The following is a 13,755-nucleotide window of genomic DNA, read 5'->3' as shown; positions in this document are numbered from 1 at the left end:
GGTATGTGAGAAAGGGATGGTGCCGGGTAAGCGCCAATTTTCCGTCGATTGGACCTGAATGCCTCGCCCGAAGTCAGACGGGCGGGGTGCGCGAGCGATGATCGACGAGCCGCCCCATGTCGAAGAATCTGGTCGCCCCAGGGCGCTTTTCGCAATAGTAACTTTAACGTCGTTGGAGATAAGCAATGCCGTCCGTCTTTGAGCCACTGAAAGTTGGGGACGTCGCGATACGCAACCGGATCATAATGTCGCCCCTCACACGCTGCCGGGCTGGAGAAGGCGGGGTACCGGTGCCGATCAACGCAAGGTACTACGCTCAACGCGCGAGTGCCGGTCTGATCATCTCCGAAGCCACGAACATTAGCGCTCGGTCCTGCGCGTTTGAGTATGCACCGGGTATCTGGAATGACGACCAGGTGGATGGCTGGCGACTCGTCACAGACGCCGTTCATAAAGAAGGCGGTCGAATATTTCTTCAGCTTTGGCACTGCGGGCGAGTTGGCGCCGAGGGCCTTCTCGGCGGGCAACAGCCGTTGTCACCTTCAGGCGTGAATGATGATCTCGATGCCTTGCAGGTGTACGGGCTGCTGAGAAATGGAAATTACGTGAGGATCGCAGCCACGCCGTCGCGGGCGATGAGCTTGAAGGAGATTCACGAAACGGTCGAGGAATACAGAGTAGCGGCTCGCAACGCGATCGACGCGGGCTTTGACGGCGTTGAGGTGCACGCCGCGAATGGATATCTTCCGCATCAGTTTTTCTCGCCAACGATAAACACGCGGACAGACGAATACGGCGGATCGACGGACAACCGGACCAGAATCCTCCGCGATGTATTAGACGCCATCGGGACGGTAGTGCCGATGCGCAAGGTGGGTGTGCGGATTTCGCCGACAGCAGGCTACAACAACGTTCGCGACCCACATCCTGCCGACACGTATAAACGGGTTGCGCAGATACTCCTGGAGTACGAGGTGGCATACACGCACATTTGCGATATCAATGCGTGGACCGGTTCTCCGGATCTTCCGGAACTGCTCAGGATGGTGAGGCCCCACTATAGTGGTCCGATCATCGCGAATGCGGGCATAACGCCGGAAGCGGCTGAAGAGTTGATTGCGGGAAAGGGCGTGGACGCGGTGGCTTTTGGCCGAATGTTTCTGGCGAATCCTGATTTACCAGCTCGAATCGCCCAGGGCGGCCCATACAATGACTTGCGCTACGTGGGGCTATACGGCGGTGGCGAAATGGGATACACGGACTACCCCGTGCTCGAGGAACGCGCCGCCTGAGGGGTGGTGAGGCAACCTGAAGACTGCGCACTTTCGTGCTGCCCGCGGATCCAAGAATCGCGAGAGACAATCAGTAGTGCAGATGGATCGAGTTGAAGAGAACTCGAGCGTATAGGCGTTTTGGCAGAAAACATTTACATGGGAATCCGCTGTTGGCGGAGACCGCATCAATGTTGGCGGCTGAATGGGATTTGGCCCTCGACACATAAATCAATGGAGGAGCAAATTGAAACGATATCTGAGAGCGTCGCTCGCAGTAGCGGCTTTTGCCTGTGCGACTTCGGCAGTCGTGGCAGGAGAAGGGGACTGGCCAAGCTATAACCGGACTTTGAACTCAGACCGGTATTCACCACTTACGGAGATCAAAACTGGAAACGCCAGTAAGCTGAAGGTGCTTTGTACCTACGACACAGGAGAGCATACGAGTTTTCAGACAGGCATCATCGTTGTAAAGGGGGCATTGATCGGGACGACGGAAAGAGACACTTTCTCGATCAATCCCTCGACTTGCAAGGAGAACTGGCGTGTGCACGAGGAATATACGCCGGCAAGTCCTCTAAAGGTCAACCGCGGCGCGGCGTACCTTGACGGGCGGATCTTTCGGGGCACTCAGGACGGCCGGGTCATAGCCTACGATTTCAAGACTGGCAAACGGCTGTGGGTGACTACCATCGCCGATGCAGCGACGCTGCATGAGTCGGTTCCTGCGGCACCTATCGCGTGGGATGGCATGGTCTTTATTGGCCAGGCTGGCGGCGATAACAAAGGGGTGAAGGGAAGAATGTACGCCCTCGATGCGGCCACAGGAAGCATCGTGTGGGAGGCATATCTTGTGCCGAGGAGACCCGGGGACGTCGCTCGCGGGCCGGCCGCCCCTGAACTTCCGTACGCGGCGGCCAGCTGGAAGAATACTCCGGACATTCCGATTTCCGGTGGCGCAACCTGGACGTCTTATTCGATCGACCCGCAAACCGGGACGCTTTACATACCTGGCGGAAATCCGGCCCCGGATTTTGTTGCTGCTGTGCGAGAGGGTGACGATCTGTTCGCGGGTTCGTTAGTCGCGCTTGATGCAAAAACGGGCGCCTATCGACATCATTGGTCGCTTGTGCCGCATGACTGGCACGATTGGGATGTGGACACGGCGCCATCGATCGTGAAGACGAAGTCGGGCAAAGAGATGCTGTTCGAGGCCCCAAAGAATGGCTACCTGTATGGGATCGACGTGGCGTCATCAAAGATTTCGTACAAGGTTCCCGTCACTCGCATGGAGAATACGGACGCGAGTTTCTCTCCCGACAAGAAGGAACACGTCTGTCCCGGCTCGATCGGCGGCGCCGAATGGAACGGCCCCGCTTACGATCCAAAGAACGACCTGGTGTTCACCGGTGAGGTGGAGCATTGCTTCATGGTCGTCACGCAGACCGGCGCCGAGGTAAAAGCCGTTAAGAAGGGTGATATCTGGCCGGGTATGGAGACGAAAAATCCGCTGGACGTTTGGGGGAAATATGACTCGGCGAGCGAATGGGCTGGCTGGTTGTATGCCAGTGACGCGGAAACAGGTAAGTGGAAGTGGCGTGTAAAGACCAACTTCCCCATTCTTGGTGGGGTGACACCGACCGCTGGCGGCGTCGTCTTTTTCGGCGATATCGGCGGTAACTTCTATGCTTACAACGCTGCGACTGGGCAACAGTTGTTGAAGGTGGACCTGGGTGGAGCGGCTATCGGCGGGGGGGTGATCACTTACGTTGACGCCGGTAGTCAAAAGGTAGCGATTGCAGCCGGAATGACGTCGCCGGTCTGGCCTGTAAAGGTCGCGACGGGGAAGGTCGTGGTATTGGGCTTGTAGCCCGGGGAAGGTCGCACAGTTCATAAGGGCGCGGCCCGCCGCATTGGCAAACTGGAGTCGCGGCGGGTTCCGGAACCATGGGCTTAAAGTGCGCACCTGGCACTCTGTTGGTGGACATCGTTTTCAATCTATCGATGGCGCTGCAGCGCCGCTTAACATGAAGATCAAGATACTCGGGTCGTCCGCGGGCGGCGGCTTTCCGCAGTGGAACTGCAACTGCGGCAATTGTGAAGGCGTGCGGCGGGGTTCCGTTCGTGCGACGCCGCGCACGCAATCGTCAATTGCAGTCACCGCGAACGGCGAGGACTGGTTGCTTGTCAACGCATCACCTGACCTGCTCACGCAGGCCGCCGCCAATCCCGACATGCAACCGGCGCGACGGATCCGGGACAGCGGCATCGCAGCGGTCCTCGTGGTGGACTCGCAGATAGACCACGTAACAGGGCTGTTAATGCTGCGCGAGCGGAGCACGCCGTTGCCACTGTATACCACCGACGCGGTATGGGACGACCTGACCGGCGGCTTCCCTGTCGCACCGATCTTGTCGCATTACTGCGGCATAGAGCGTCGAAGCGTTGCGCTCGACGGCGAACCTTTTGAAGTTGCCGGTCTGTCTGGAGTGCAGGTTACGGCGCTCCCCCTCAACAGTAAGGCGCCGCCTTACTCGCCGCATCGCGAGACACCAGTGCGCGGCGACAACATCGGCCTCGTGATTACAAACCGGTATACCGGCAGGCGCGTGTTCTACGCACCCGGGCTTGGTGTGGTCGGCCCTCAGGTGCTCAAAGCGATGCGCGACGCAGACCTTTTACTTGTGGACGGCACGTTTTGGACTAGCGACGAGATGATCCGTCTGGACCTTTCGGACAAGACTGCCGCCGACATGGGCCATTTGCCGCAGTCGGGACGCGGCGGGATGATCGAGGTGCTCGATTCCATCGGACCGCGTAATGTCGAAGACGTCAAAGGCGTTGCATCGCCGCAGCCAGTGCGCAAGGTGCTTATCCATATCAACAATACGAACCCCATTCTTGTCGAGGACGGTTCCGAGCGCGGCGTGCTTGTCGATCACGGTATCGAGGTTGGTAGCGACGGTATGACGTTTGAGCTTTGATTCTAAGGGGATTGCCCGGAATGAAAGATACATCGAAGGGGCTTTCCGAGAGCGACTCGGAATCTGCGCGTCCCACGCTACGCGCGCTGTTTCGCCTCCAGTTCGAGCCGGCCCAGGACGCGTTTGTACTGCTGTATCCGGAAGGCATGGTAAAGCTCAATCAGAGCGCTTCTGAAATCATCAAGCGTTGCGATGGTACACGCGGGGTGAAACAGCTTGTAGCTGAAGTTGAATCGACCTTTAACAGGGTCGGCCTTGCCCATCCAATCAACGCATTTCTGGCAGAGGCAACCGCGCGAGGCTGGGTGGAGTGGATAGCATGACGGAGAGGGCGACATCTCACGCGAGCTTGCGAGACACTATGGGTCGCGCAATGACGGAACCTGAGAGAGGGCGGCAATGACCCATCCAGGTATCTCCGTGTTGCTCGTCGACGATCATGCCGTCGTGCGCGAGGGCTATCGGCGGCTGCTCGAGTCAGAAGCGGATCTTCATATATGCGGCGAGGCTGCCGACGCCACGCAGGCTTATCAACGCTTCTGCGCGCTAAGCCCGAACGTCGTGGTTATGGACGTATCGTTGCCCGGAGCGAGCGGTGTCGAGGTAACGCGGCGCATGCTCGCACGATCGTCCGCGGCGCGTATTCTCATGTTTAGTGTGCGTGACGAAGTGATCTTCGTGCGGCACGCACTGAACGCTGGCGCGCTGGGGTACGTCACAAAAGCGAGCGGTCCCGAGATGCTCGTGGAGGCGGTCCGCGCGGTTGCGCGCGGTACCCGATATTTGAGCGCTGATGTTATTCAGGGGCTGGCGACAAGCGACGCGCTTCGTGAAGCGACGTCGGGTCGCAGTCTATCCGCGCGTGAATTTGAGGTACTCCGGCTGCTCATGCAGGGGTACACGCTGCCGATCATCGCCGAGAAACTTGGTTTAAGCGAAAAGACTGTTGCAAACCATCAGTCGGTGATCCGCAATAAGTTCGGCGCCAATAATGGCGTGCAGCTCGCGCGCATGGCGGACCGTCTCGGAATGCAATTCTCGACCGGCGCGGTCGGCTTCACGTAAGCGCCCCGGGTTTCTTGCGGGGCGATCGTGCTCCGCTGGCATTCACTTTAACTCAGGAGTTTCCAATGGACACAGGACGTATTCCCAAGGCTAGAGGACGCATTTCGAAGAATCGCATGGTTTTATCGCTACTTGCGGTGATTGTTTTGGCAGTTGGCGCTTGGGCAGCGTCGGATCCAAATGAAGCAATAGACGATGCAGGTCTCGTGATGAACTATTTCCGCAGCCTGACGGCCCCCGCAGGCACGACGACAACAGAGACAAATCCGAACAATTAGCGTTCGGGAACACACAGCGCGCTCTCCACGACAATGTTGGTGAGTCTTGTTTTGAATCTAAAAACGAAGCACTCCAAAGTATATAAGATCAGAGCATCGGGAAATTACTATCTTTACGGATGCCTGGAACAGGCTACACTAGGTCAGTCTGTGGGGCACAGGGTTTGAAATTCACCACGTACGTGGGCGGCTCTGTGTTCTGGTGGATCCTTACCGGAATCCACTCGGATTGTAGATTCAGATGGGCAGATACGATCCCGCAGATTGCGCTTCAATCCAGCTGCGGCTGATTGATGTTGCAAGGTAAGGAGTTTATTTCCGTAACGTTATCCCGCCAGGGACTTGAAGGAGCAAACATGGAATGGACGATGCCGTCATATATTGACATGCGGTTTGGTTTTGAAATTACGATGTATATCGCGGTTCGCTGAGCCCGAGAGAACGGTTCCTCCTAAAAAGGGGGGACCGTACGTCTAATCGCTCGCGCCGGTCGAGGCTGCGCGACACAGGGAGGTCAATCATCGGGAGCTGATGTCTCACCCGCTCTTCTCGATGACGTAGTCTCATTCGTCCGGCGACGCTTGTCAGACCCAACACAGAAACTGTAGCAGTGTCGTCTGGTGCGTCGGCGTTGATCCGAAAACAACGCGCGTGATTGCTCCTCGTGGCCCCTGGAATCTCCAGCAATCTCGGCCAACCACTGAACTCCCCATTCCCTCCCGGAATGGTAACTATTGCCTCGGAACCTCTACTGTCCAACTACGCTTGGAGCCAATATGTCGTCAATTCAACACACTTTTGAGGGTGACGTCATGAACAAGCTCTTCAGCCATACGAAGGTCGGACATTTCCAGCTGCAACACCGTGTTGTGCTCGCTCCGCTCACGAGAATGCGAACTGAACCGGGGAATGTCCCGGGTGATCTCATGGTCGAGTACTACACGCAGCGTGCGACGGACGGTGGGCTGCTCATTACCGACGCGACGGCTGTATCGCAACTCGGCATTGCTTACGTTGACGCGCCCGGAATTTATACCGAGGAACACGTCAAGGGCTGGAAGCGGGTAATCGACGCCGCTCATGCCAAGGGTGCCCGCATATTCCTGCAAATGTGGCATGCCGGACGTCAGGCGCATCCAGCCAATACCGGCGGCGTCACGCCCGTTGCGCCGTCCGCATTGCGTTCGCTTGAGTACGCCGCCATTCGCGACGAAAATGGCCAGATTATCGAGGCGGAACTTGTCGTTCCCCGCGCGCTCTCGACGGATGAGGTTTCGGGCATTGTCGAGCAATTCCGTCGGAGTGCCGTGCTTGCAAAGCAAGCTGGATTCGACGGCGTCGAGCTCCACGCCGCCAACGGTTACTTATTCGAGCAATTTCTGCTCGATGGGACGAACCACCGCAACGACGTGTACGGCGGTTCGATCGAGAATCGCGCCCGGTTTCTTTTCGATACGCTCGATGCTGTCGTTTCCGTGTGGGGTCCTGGCCGCGTGGCGGTTCGCCTTTCGCCGAGCGGTACATACGGCACGATGTCTGACAGCAATCCGCATGCGACGTTCGGTTATGTGGCCGAGCGGCTGAATGAGTACGATCTTGCCTACGTGCATGTGATTGAGCCTCGTATCCGGGGCATCGTGGAGCAGGAAACGAGCGAGTCAGACGTTTCAGCGAAGGACATTCGCCGGATTTACAAAGGCACAATCATCGCCGCCGGCGGCTTCACGCGCGAGAACGCTGAGCAGATTATTAGCGACGGGCATGCGGACCTTGTCGCTTTCGGGCGGATGTTCATTTCTAATCCGGACCTTCCCGAACGGCTGCGTACCGGTGCGCCGCTCAATCGCTATGATCGTTCGACGTTTTACGGTGGCGACGCACCTGGTTACACAGACTATCAGCCTCTGTCCGAGGATGTAGCGGCCTGATCGGATTCATGGGGACGGCAGCGGGGTGGGGCAGTCTTCGACGGCTCCGTCACCTTGAGTGTATCGAAGGGGTCCTTTGCGAATTCGACGCCGCCTGCCGACATTCAGGCTATCCAGGCGAATATTGCTTCCGCCTGGCGACAATCGTTGAACGCAGTGACGCGTGCCTACTGCCTGAGGTCTATGAATGAACCCGCGCCGCCTGACACCGTCCATGTCGTTGCTCATGGCATTCGACGCGACAGCTCGGCACTCGAGTTTTACCCGCGCAGCAGCTGAGCTGGCGCTGACTCAGAGCGCCGTAAGCCGCCAGGTTCAAGCGCTCGAAGAACTGCTTGGAGTGGTGTTGTTTCGGCGTATCAATCGCAAACTACTCGTCACAGCAATCGGTTCGGCTTACCATCGGGAGATCAGTGGTGCGTTGCAGAGGGTCCGAAGTGCATCGCTTCACGCGATTGCTTCAGCAACAGGGCGCGGCACAATAGATCTTGCAGCACTGCCCACGTTCGCAAGCAAATGGCTGGTTCCCCGGTTAAGTGATTTCTACGCCAAACACAGCGGTATCCTGATCAATCTTCATTCCAGAATCGGCCAGTTCGATCTGGCGGAAGAGGGGATGGACGCTGCGATCAGCGTAGGTGATAGGGCATGGCCTGGTCTGACTTCGTATCGCCTGCGAGACGAAACGCTCCTACCGATCATCAGCCCAGCACTCGCGGCTGCGGCGCCAGTGAATGAACCGGCGGATATGTCGCGGCATCTGCTTTTGCGCGTCGCCACGCGACCGGATGTCTGGGGGCGATGGTTCGAAGCTCAGGGGCTTGTTTCTGAAGCGATGAACCTCGGGCCACAATTTGAATTGACTTCTCACCTGATTGAGGCAGTATCGTGCGGTATCGGCGTCGGCCTGGTTCCGAGCTTCCTCGTCCAGGACGAGCTTCGCAGCGGTGCAGTGCGGGTCGCCATCGAGCGGCCCCTTAAGACTGGGTTGAGCTACTTTCTGCTTCTTCCGTCACAATCTGCGCCGTTGCCACAATTGCTGACGTTCAAACACTGGATTTTGTCGATGGCTATGGACGGCGAAGCCTCCGTCGAGGATTGACCGGTTCGTCTCCTGTCCATCCATGGTGCGGCTTGGCATGGGAATCAACTAGTCGCGAAAGTATTGATATTCGAATTAACAACATGGTTGTCGTCGTCACTGCATTGACAATTCAACGGGTCGCGCGCTCCTTAGCGATTCAGAGGCCGCCGTCATCACAGCCACGTTTCGAATCATTTGGCTTACAGAAATCTGATAGGGCGCGTCGCTGGTCACGGCGTGGCAAAAGCTCTCCAGATTTGCCCTCACCGAATCGTTCCAACCGTGCACGATGGTCCTTTCCGTACCATTCGCACGACGTAGTGTGGTGAGGCTGGCGCCACGGGCGTCAGGATGCGCCAGGTTTCGAACCTCCACCCAGCCGGCGGTCCCGAAGACAGCGAACCGCATATACAACGGCGTTTCAAGTATGGAACTGACGTATCCGGTTGCTCCACTCGAGAAACGAAGATGTAGTGAAAGCGCCTTGCTCACTGCGTCGGCGTCGCGGCGAGGCGATACGGCGTACACCTCGGTGACGTCACCGAGCATATCTAGCAAGAGGTCCGTCAAGTGAATGCCCGTGGCGGTCATCGGCAGGGGGGCAAGATCAGTGTCGGCAAATCGCCAGTTTTCAGCTGGAACGTTAGCCAGCTTGTCGTGGCTGAAGCTCGCCTCGGCGTGAAGGACGGTTCCCAGATCACCGCGATTTATGAGCGCGCGCAACTCCACCATCGCGGTTTCAAAGCGACGCTCATGCCCGAGGCCCAATCGGACGCCTGCCTTCTCACACGCCGCGGCACACTTGATCGCATCGTCGACGGTGAGCGCCAGCGGCTTCTCGCAGAAGATGTGCTTTCCCCGCGCAGCAGCGTTCATGACCTGTTGGGCGTGCAGGGCGTGCGGTGTAGTCAGCACCACCATTTGAATGCTTTCGTCGTTTAAAACGCTCTCGAAGTCTATTGTGAATGGCACGCTGTAGGCGTCGGCCACTGCCCGCTGAGCGTTTCGACTACCAACCGCAGCAGCGAAGCGGAGCACGTCGGACCCCGCCATTTGACGCATTAGATGCTGTCCCCACCACCCGAGCCCGACAATCGCTGCGTTTATCGCCACGACTCGACCTCCAGGACGTAAAGGCCGCCGTTGTAGTCGGTGGAATAGACGATGCCGTTCGAATCCACGAACACATCGGCAGACTGGATAACTCGCGGACGGTTCGGACGCTGATCGATCAGACGCGTCGGTACGGGTGGCACCCACGCGGCGATTTCCACTGGCCGGTACGGATCTCGCACATCAAACGCACGTACGCCGGCGTTCTGATATGTTGCGAAAATAATTTCGGAGCTGACAAACGACCCCGGACGGTTCTCGTGCAAGTTGTGGGGCCCGAAGTGTCCGGCCTTCGATTTGTAGTCGGACTCCGTCGGCGTTGGAAATGTCGAGATGCTTACCGGATTGCGTTTCTCACGGACGTCGAACATCCAGATAAACTTCTCACCATCTTCTTGATGGTCAAGAACCGCTTCGTCGAGCACGACCAGCAGATCACGATCCGGGAGTGGCAAGCAGTTGTGCGTGCCTCCGCCGAATGGGGGCGACCAGTTTCGATGTGCGATCAATTTCGGCGCCGATTGATCAGCCACGTCCAGGATGACCATCCCGGCATCCCTCCAGGCACAATACGCCGTATCTCCGTGAACGATCGGGTGGTGCAGACCATTCCGTCTGGAGCCATCCCACGTAGGCACCTCTCCACCGGCGACATGCATGCCAGGCAACCAGAATCTGCCCGCTTCTTTCGGGTTCCGGGGATCGGACATATCGATGGTGATGAAGATATAGTCCGTATATCCATCAAGCAGAGCCGACGCGTAGGCCCAGCGGCCTCCGGTGTACCACAGACGGTGAATTCCGCCGCCCTCCACGGGCATAAAGCCGATTTCGCGCGGAGCGTCCCCCTTTGAGATGTCATAGACGGCGAGTCCTGCGCGCCAATGACGTCCAGTGCTCGGTCTGCTGGCCGTGCCTACCTTCTGACCGAGCGCGCCCCTATAGTACGCGCGCTCGTCCTGAAACTCGGTCGCCGCGAACATGTCTTTGGCGTTAATCACGAGCAGCAGATCATCGTGCGTCTGCAGGTGGATATTCCAGGTGTCAGGCGCAGCCGGTACATAGTTGACCGGGGTCGGTTTCGCAGGATCCCGTACGTCAATGACGCTGAATCCTTTTGAGAACATGTGGCCCACGTATGCGTAGCCGCGATGCACCATGAGCTGTACGCCGTCAGGGCGACCACCCTGGTCTGAGTGACCAATGATGCGCATGTTTCTCGAAAAATCGGGGACTGGAAGGTCGAAAATAGGCATCTCAATCTCTCTAGTTGCGTTGCATGTCCGGCGTCGCCGGGACGTCAGTGCAGCCAACAATCAGTGCGCTTTGAGAAAGTCGGAAGAAGCCGTGTTCTTAAGAATGCCGTGGACACTATGAAACTCTTCCCAATGCGGGTCGTGAGGCGCGTTATCAGCGTGCTGCGGCATCAGCAGATACTCGCCGAGCGTCCGGCCACGCTCCACCGCTTTTAGACCTACGTCCAAACGGTGCTTTTCGAACTTCTCCAGTGCCTGTTCGACCGGCACTGAAGGGTCACGCAGAACATTGGCGAGTTCTTGCGCATCCGCTGCGGCTTTGGCGACGCCCATACCAATGTGCGGACGGCCAACGGAAGCGGCATCGCCGATCAGTGCAACGCGGCCGAATACCATCTGTGGAGAGAAGTGGTCATAGATCGGCGTGAAGAAGGGGCGGGGGATAGCCATCAACGTGTCACTAAACGACGGCGGAAGCTGGGCCTTGGCGGCGCGCCTGATCTCGTCGATCAGATCCTGGCGAACCTTTGGAGGTGCGATCGAAACCGGGTGGTAAGCTCCAGTTTCGTCCACCAGCATTGTCTCGAGTGTTTCCTTGTCGACCGGTCGGTACCAGACCCAGTTGTACCTCCGGCGGCCTCGCTCAAGCGCGTGATCCTGTCCGGGAATCGGGTACCCGATGATCTTGTTGTTCGGCGGCAGGAAGAACGCGAACTTGTCGAAGATCATGTCTCTCGCGGACTTTGGCATGGCGCTCTCATCTGCGACACCGCGCCAGATCACGTAGCCAGCATAGATTGGCTGAACATCCGGCATATAGATGTCTCGAATGACCGAGCGATATCCATCTGCTGCAATCAGAAGATCGGCCTTCTCGACGCGTCCGTTCGAAAAGCGGGCCGTCACGCCTGAGGCGGACTGTTCGACGGATTGCAGGTTGCAGCGCAAATGATGATGCCCACCCGGGATCGTCGCGCGCATCAGCTGGTGGAGCCTATCCCACGAAGTCACAATCTGCGGATAGTGCAGCTGTTCGATCACCTGGTCATTTTTGTCAATTGCGATTCGCTCGTTGATCGCGACACCAAGCTGGTCGATGTTTGCGCCGCTTTCCACCAGTGCGTCCAGAAGTTCGCGGTGCGTGACAATTCCCGCCCCGCGTCCAAACAACTCCACGTCAGAACGTTCGAACAGATCGACTGACCAACCGGCCTTGCGTAGCAACGCGGTCGCAAAGAGTCCAGCCATGGAAGCGCCGATGACCAGCGCCCGCCGCGGGGACGACGGATTTTGATGTTGATTCATTGCTTCACCTCACCACAAAATGCGTTTTTGATGACGACGTTTGTCGGCTTTGCCGGAATTCCTGATTGAAACTACGTGGCCGTGGCGGCCGGCTACGACTGGCGGCCTGTTCTCTGCACTCATCGAAGCCGGGAGAAATCAAAGAAGCTCATGAGCACAATGGCGACACACGGGGGCGCGAATACCATCACGTTGGCGGCGACGGACCAGCCCCACATTTCCACGAGCTTCCCAAAGAGAAATCCTGCGAACGGCCCGCTTATATAGAATCCGGCCATCGCCGCCGATACGGCGTATCCAATTTGTGCGGGATGGGCGCTGCGCTGAATGATGGACACGAAGCGGGCATAGAAAAAGCCACTGACCATCAGACCGAACACGAAGGAGAGAACCGAGTGCGTAAGCAGGCGTGACGCACCATTGAAAAGGGCAAAACTCACTGCTGCCAGGACCGCGAGACAAGCAAAGACACCCATTTTTCCGAGGCGGTCACCCGCCCAGCCACCAACGACCGCACCCATTGCGCCAAGTCCGTACATCCCCAATGCGGAGCCCGCGGCTACCGGCGAGTAACTCAGATGCTCCCGAAGGAACGTCGCGTAAAGCGCCGAGTACGAAAAGAAAGCCAGTCCGACTAGCGCAAACGAGATTGAACCAAGGAGCACGTTTCGATTGAGCAGTCGGGGAACTTGTTCACGCGTCGTCCGAACCGCGTCAGTAGTACCGCTACCCGGTTCCGAAGCCTCGATAAAATCGGAAGGAATGAGGAACAGGACCGCGACGGCAATGAGAATCCCGGCGGCGCCGAAAAGGTACATCGGGATCTGCCACGATCCAAACCACGCACTCAGACGTGTGCCGGCGATCGGGCCTACGAGCGCTCCAAAGCCGAAAAACGCCTGCATGACCCCCATTGCTGCACCGCGGCTCCGGCCGAAATAGCTCCCCATGCAGCTAAAGATTGTCGCAATCTGCAGCGCTTCTCCAACCCCCGTAAAAGCACGAAAGACCGACAGGCTGATGAAACCCTGTGCGAACGGTGTGGCGAGTGTAAAGAGCGAGTAGCCAATGAGACCCCCGACGAGAATCGATCGGCGCTTGAAGCGTGCAAGAAACCACCCGCTGACCGCCCCGAAAATGGCGACGTTGATCGTAAACACGGTACTGGCGAATCCTGACTGAGCCAGGGTCAAGCCATAGGTGGCCCGAATTTCGCCGAGCAAGGCGGGGAACACCTGGCGGTCCATGGCGTTAAACATGTACGAGACGCCGAGCAAAACCATAACGAATACAAGGGAAGTCTTCGTCAACTTTCTGGCTGATACAGACGCAGGCGCCTGCCCAGCGTAACTTTCTAAACTGTTCATGCTTGTCTCCTCATTGAATCCTCGTGCGGATCCAGGATGTCTCCAGCTTTCTTGTCTGTCGCGTCGACTTACGTCTATACAGCGCGCCGCAGGCTTGTTGCTAT

The 13,755-nt window shown here is 57.8% G+C and carries 13 protein-coding genes; 9 read left to right on the top strand and 4 right to left on the bottom strand.

What is annotated here, in order from left to right:
• Positions 1–185: 185 nt before the first annotated feature.
• From P3T23_RS10470 to P3T23_RS10430, 9 genes are all read left to right on the top strand, one after another.
• The gene (locus P3T23_RS10470; RefSeq protein WP_429316081.1) at positions 186–1,292 is read left to right on the top strand and encodes an alkene reductase; all 1,107 of its coding nucleotides are present in this window, start codon (positions 186–188) and stop codon (positions 1,290–1,292) included.
• A gap of 226 nt (positions 1,293–1,518) precedes the next feature.
• On the top strand, positions 1,519–3,141 hold the full coding sequence (locus tag P3T23_RS10465; RefSeq protein WP_429316080.1) for a PQQ-binding-like beta-propeller repeat protein: 1,623 nt from the start codon (positions 1,519–1,521) through the stop codon (positions 3,139–3,141).
• 157 nt (positions 3,142–3,298) lie between these two features.
• Entirely contained in the window at positions 3,299–4,255 is a 957-nt protein-coding gene (gene pqqB / locus P3T23_RS10460) for a pyrroloquinoline quinone biosynthesis protein PqqB (protein ID WP_429316235.1), read from the top strand.
• A 20-nt stretch (positions 4,256–4,275) separates the two neighbouring features.
• A complete protein-coding gene (gene pqqD, locus P3T23_RS10455) occupies positions 4,276–4,578 on the top strand; it encodes a pyrroloquinoline quinone biosynthesis peptide chaperone PqqD (RefSeq protein ID WP_429316079.1) in 303 nt (100 codons plus the stop codon).
• Between the two features lie 76 nt (positions 4,579–4,654).
• The gene (locus tag P3T23_RS10450) at positions 4,655–5,320 is read left to right on the top strand and encodes a response regulator (RefSeq protein WP_429316078.1); all 666 of its coding nucleotides are present in this window, start codon (positions 4,655–4,657) and stop codon (positions 5,318–5,320) included.
• Between the two features lie 65 nt (positions 5,321–5,385).
• Entirely contained in the window at positions 5,386–5,598 is a 213-nt protein-coding gene (locus tag P3T23_RS10445) for a hypothetical protein (RefSeq protein WP_429316077.1), read from the top strand.
• Between the two features lie 356 nt (positions 5,599–5,954).
• The gene (pqqA, locus tag P3T23_RS10440) at positions 5,955–6,029 is read left to right on the top strand and encodes a pyrroloquinoline quinone precursor peptide PqqA (protein ID WP_429316234.1); all 75 of its coding nucleotides are present in this window, start codon (positions 5,955–5,957) and stop codon (positions 6,027–6,029) included.
• A 381-nt stretch (positions 6,030–6,410) separates the two neighbouring features.
• On the top strand, positions 6,411–7,526 hold the full coding sequence (locus tag P3T23_RS10435; protein WP_429316076.1) for an alkene reductase: 1,116 nt from the start codon (positions 6,411–6,413) through the stop codon (positions 7,524–7,526).
• A 187-nt stretch (positions 7,527–7,713) separates the two neighbouring features.
• Positions 7,714–8,628 (top strand): LysR substrate-binding domain-containing protein, encoded by a 915-nt coding sequence (locus P3T23_RS10430; RefSeq protein ID WP_429316075.1) that lies wholly within the window; start codon positions 7,714–7,716, stop codon positions 8,626–8,628.
• Between the two features lie 96 nt (positions 8,629–8,724).
• On the opposite strand, the gene P3T23_RS10425 is transcribed toward P3T23_RS10430, so the two are convergent.
• From P3T23_RS10425 to P3T23_RS10410, 4 genes are all read right to left on the bottom strand, one after another.
• Positions 8,725–9,663, bottom strand: coding sequence for a Gfo/Idh/MocA family protein (locus tag P3T23_RS10425; RefSeq protein WP_429316233.1), 939 nt, complete (start codon positions 9,661–9,663; stop codon positions 8,725–8,727).
• 50 nt (positions 9,664–9,713) lie between these two features.
• A complete protein-coding gene (locus P3T23_RS10420; protein ID WP_429316074.1) occupies positions 9,714–10,979 on the bottom strand; it encodes an LVIVD repeat-containing protein in 1,266 nt (421 codons plus the stop codon).
• A 60-nt stretch (positions 10,980–11,039) separates the two neighbouring features.
• Positions 11,040–12,284, bottom strand: coding sequence for an FAD binding domain-containing protein (locus P3T23_RS10415; protein WP_429316073.1), 1,245 nt, complete (start codon positions 12,282–12,284; stop codon positions 11,040–11,042).
• A 119-nt stretch (positions 12,285–12,403) separates the two neighbouring features.
• Positions 12,404–13,651: an MFS transporter gene (locus tag P3T23_RS10410; RefSeq protein ID WP_429316072.1), complete on the bottom strand. Its 1,248-nt coding sequence runs from the start codon at positions 13,649–13,651 to the stop codon at positions 12,404–12,406.
• Positions 13,652–13,755 lie beyond the last annotated feature (104 nt).

The sequence above is a fragment of the Paraburkholderia sp. GAS448 genome, assembly GCF_050435685.1.
Classification (GTDB): Bacteria; Pseudomonadota; Gammaproteobacteria; order Burkholderiales; family Burkholderiaceae; genus Paraburkholderia.
This window is presented reverse-complemented; position numbering and strand designations above follow the sequence as displayed.

Coding starts and splice junctions, on each gene's coding strand:
- P3T23_RS10470 (WP_429316081.1), top strand. CDS start 186: ATGCCGTCCGTCTTTGAGCCACTGAAAGTTGGGGACGTCGCGATACGC.
- pqqB (WP_429316235.1), top strand. CDS start 3,299: ATGAAGATCAAGATACTCGGGTCGTCCGCGGGCGGCGGCTTTCCGCAG.
- pqqD (WP_429316079.1), top strand. CDS start 4,276: ATGAAAGATACATCGAAGGGGCTTTCCGAGAGCGACTCGGAATCTGCG.
- P3T23_RS10450 (WP_429316078.1), top strand. CDS start 4,655: ATGACCCATCCAGGTATCTCCGTGTTGCTCGTCGACGATCATGCCGTC.
- P3T23_RS10445 (WP_429316077.1), top strand. CDS start 5,386: ATGGACACAGGACGTATTCCCAAGGCTAGAGGACGCATTTCGAAGAAT.
- P3T23_RS10435 (WP_429316076.1), top strand. CDS start 6,411: ATGAACAAGCTCTTCAGCCATACGAAGGTCGGACATTTCCAGCTGCAA.
- P3T23_RS10430 (WP_429316075.1), top strand. CDS start 7,714: ATGAACCCGCGCCGCCTGACACCGTCCATGTCGTTGCTCATGGCATTC.
- P3T23_RS10425 (WP_429316233.1), bottom strand. CDS start 9,663: ATGGCGGGGTCCGACGTGCTCCGCTTCGCTGCTGCGGTTGGTAGTCGA.
- P3T23_RS10420 (WP_429316074.1), bottom strand. CDS start 10,979: ATGCCTATTTTCGACCTTCCAGTCCCCGATTTTTCGAGAAACATGCGC.
- P3T23_RS10415 (WP_429316073.1), bottom strand. CDS start 12,284: ATGAATCAACATCAAAATCCGTCGTCCCCGCGGCGGGCGCTGGTCATC.
- P3T23_RS10410 (WP_429316072.1), bottom strand. CDS start 13,651: ATGAACAGTTTAGAAAGTTACGCTGGGCAGGCGCCTGCGTCTGTATCA.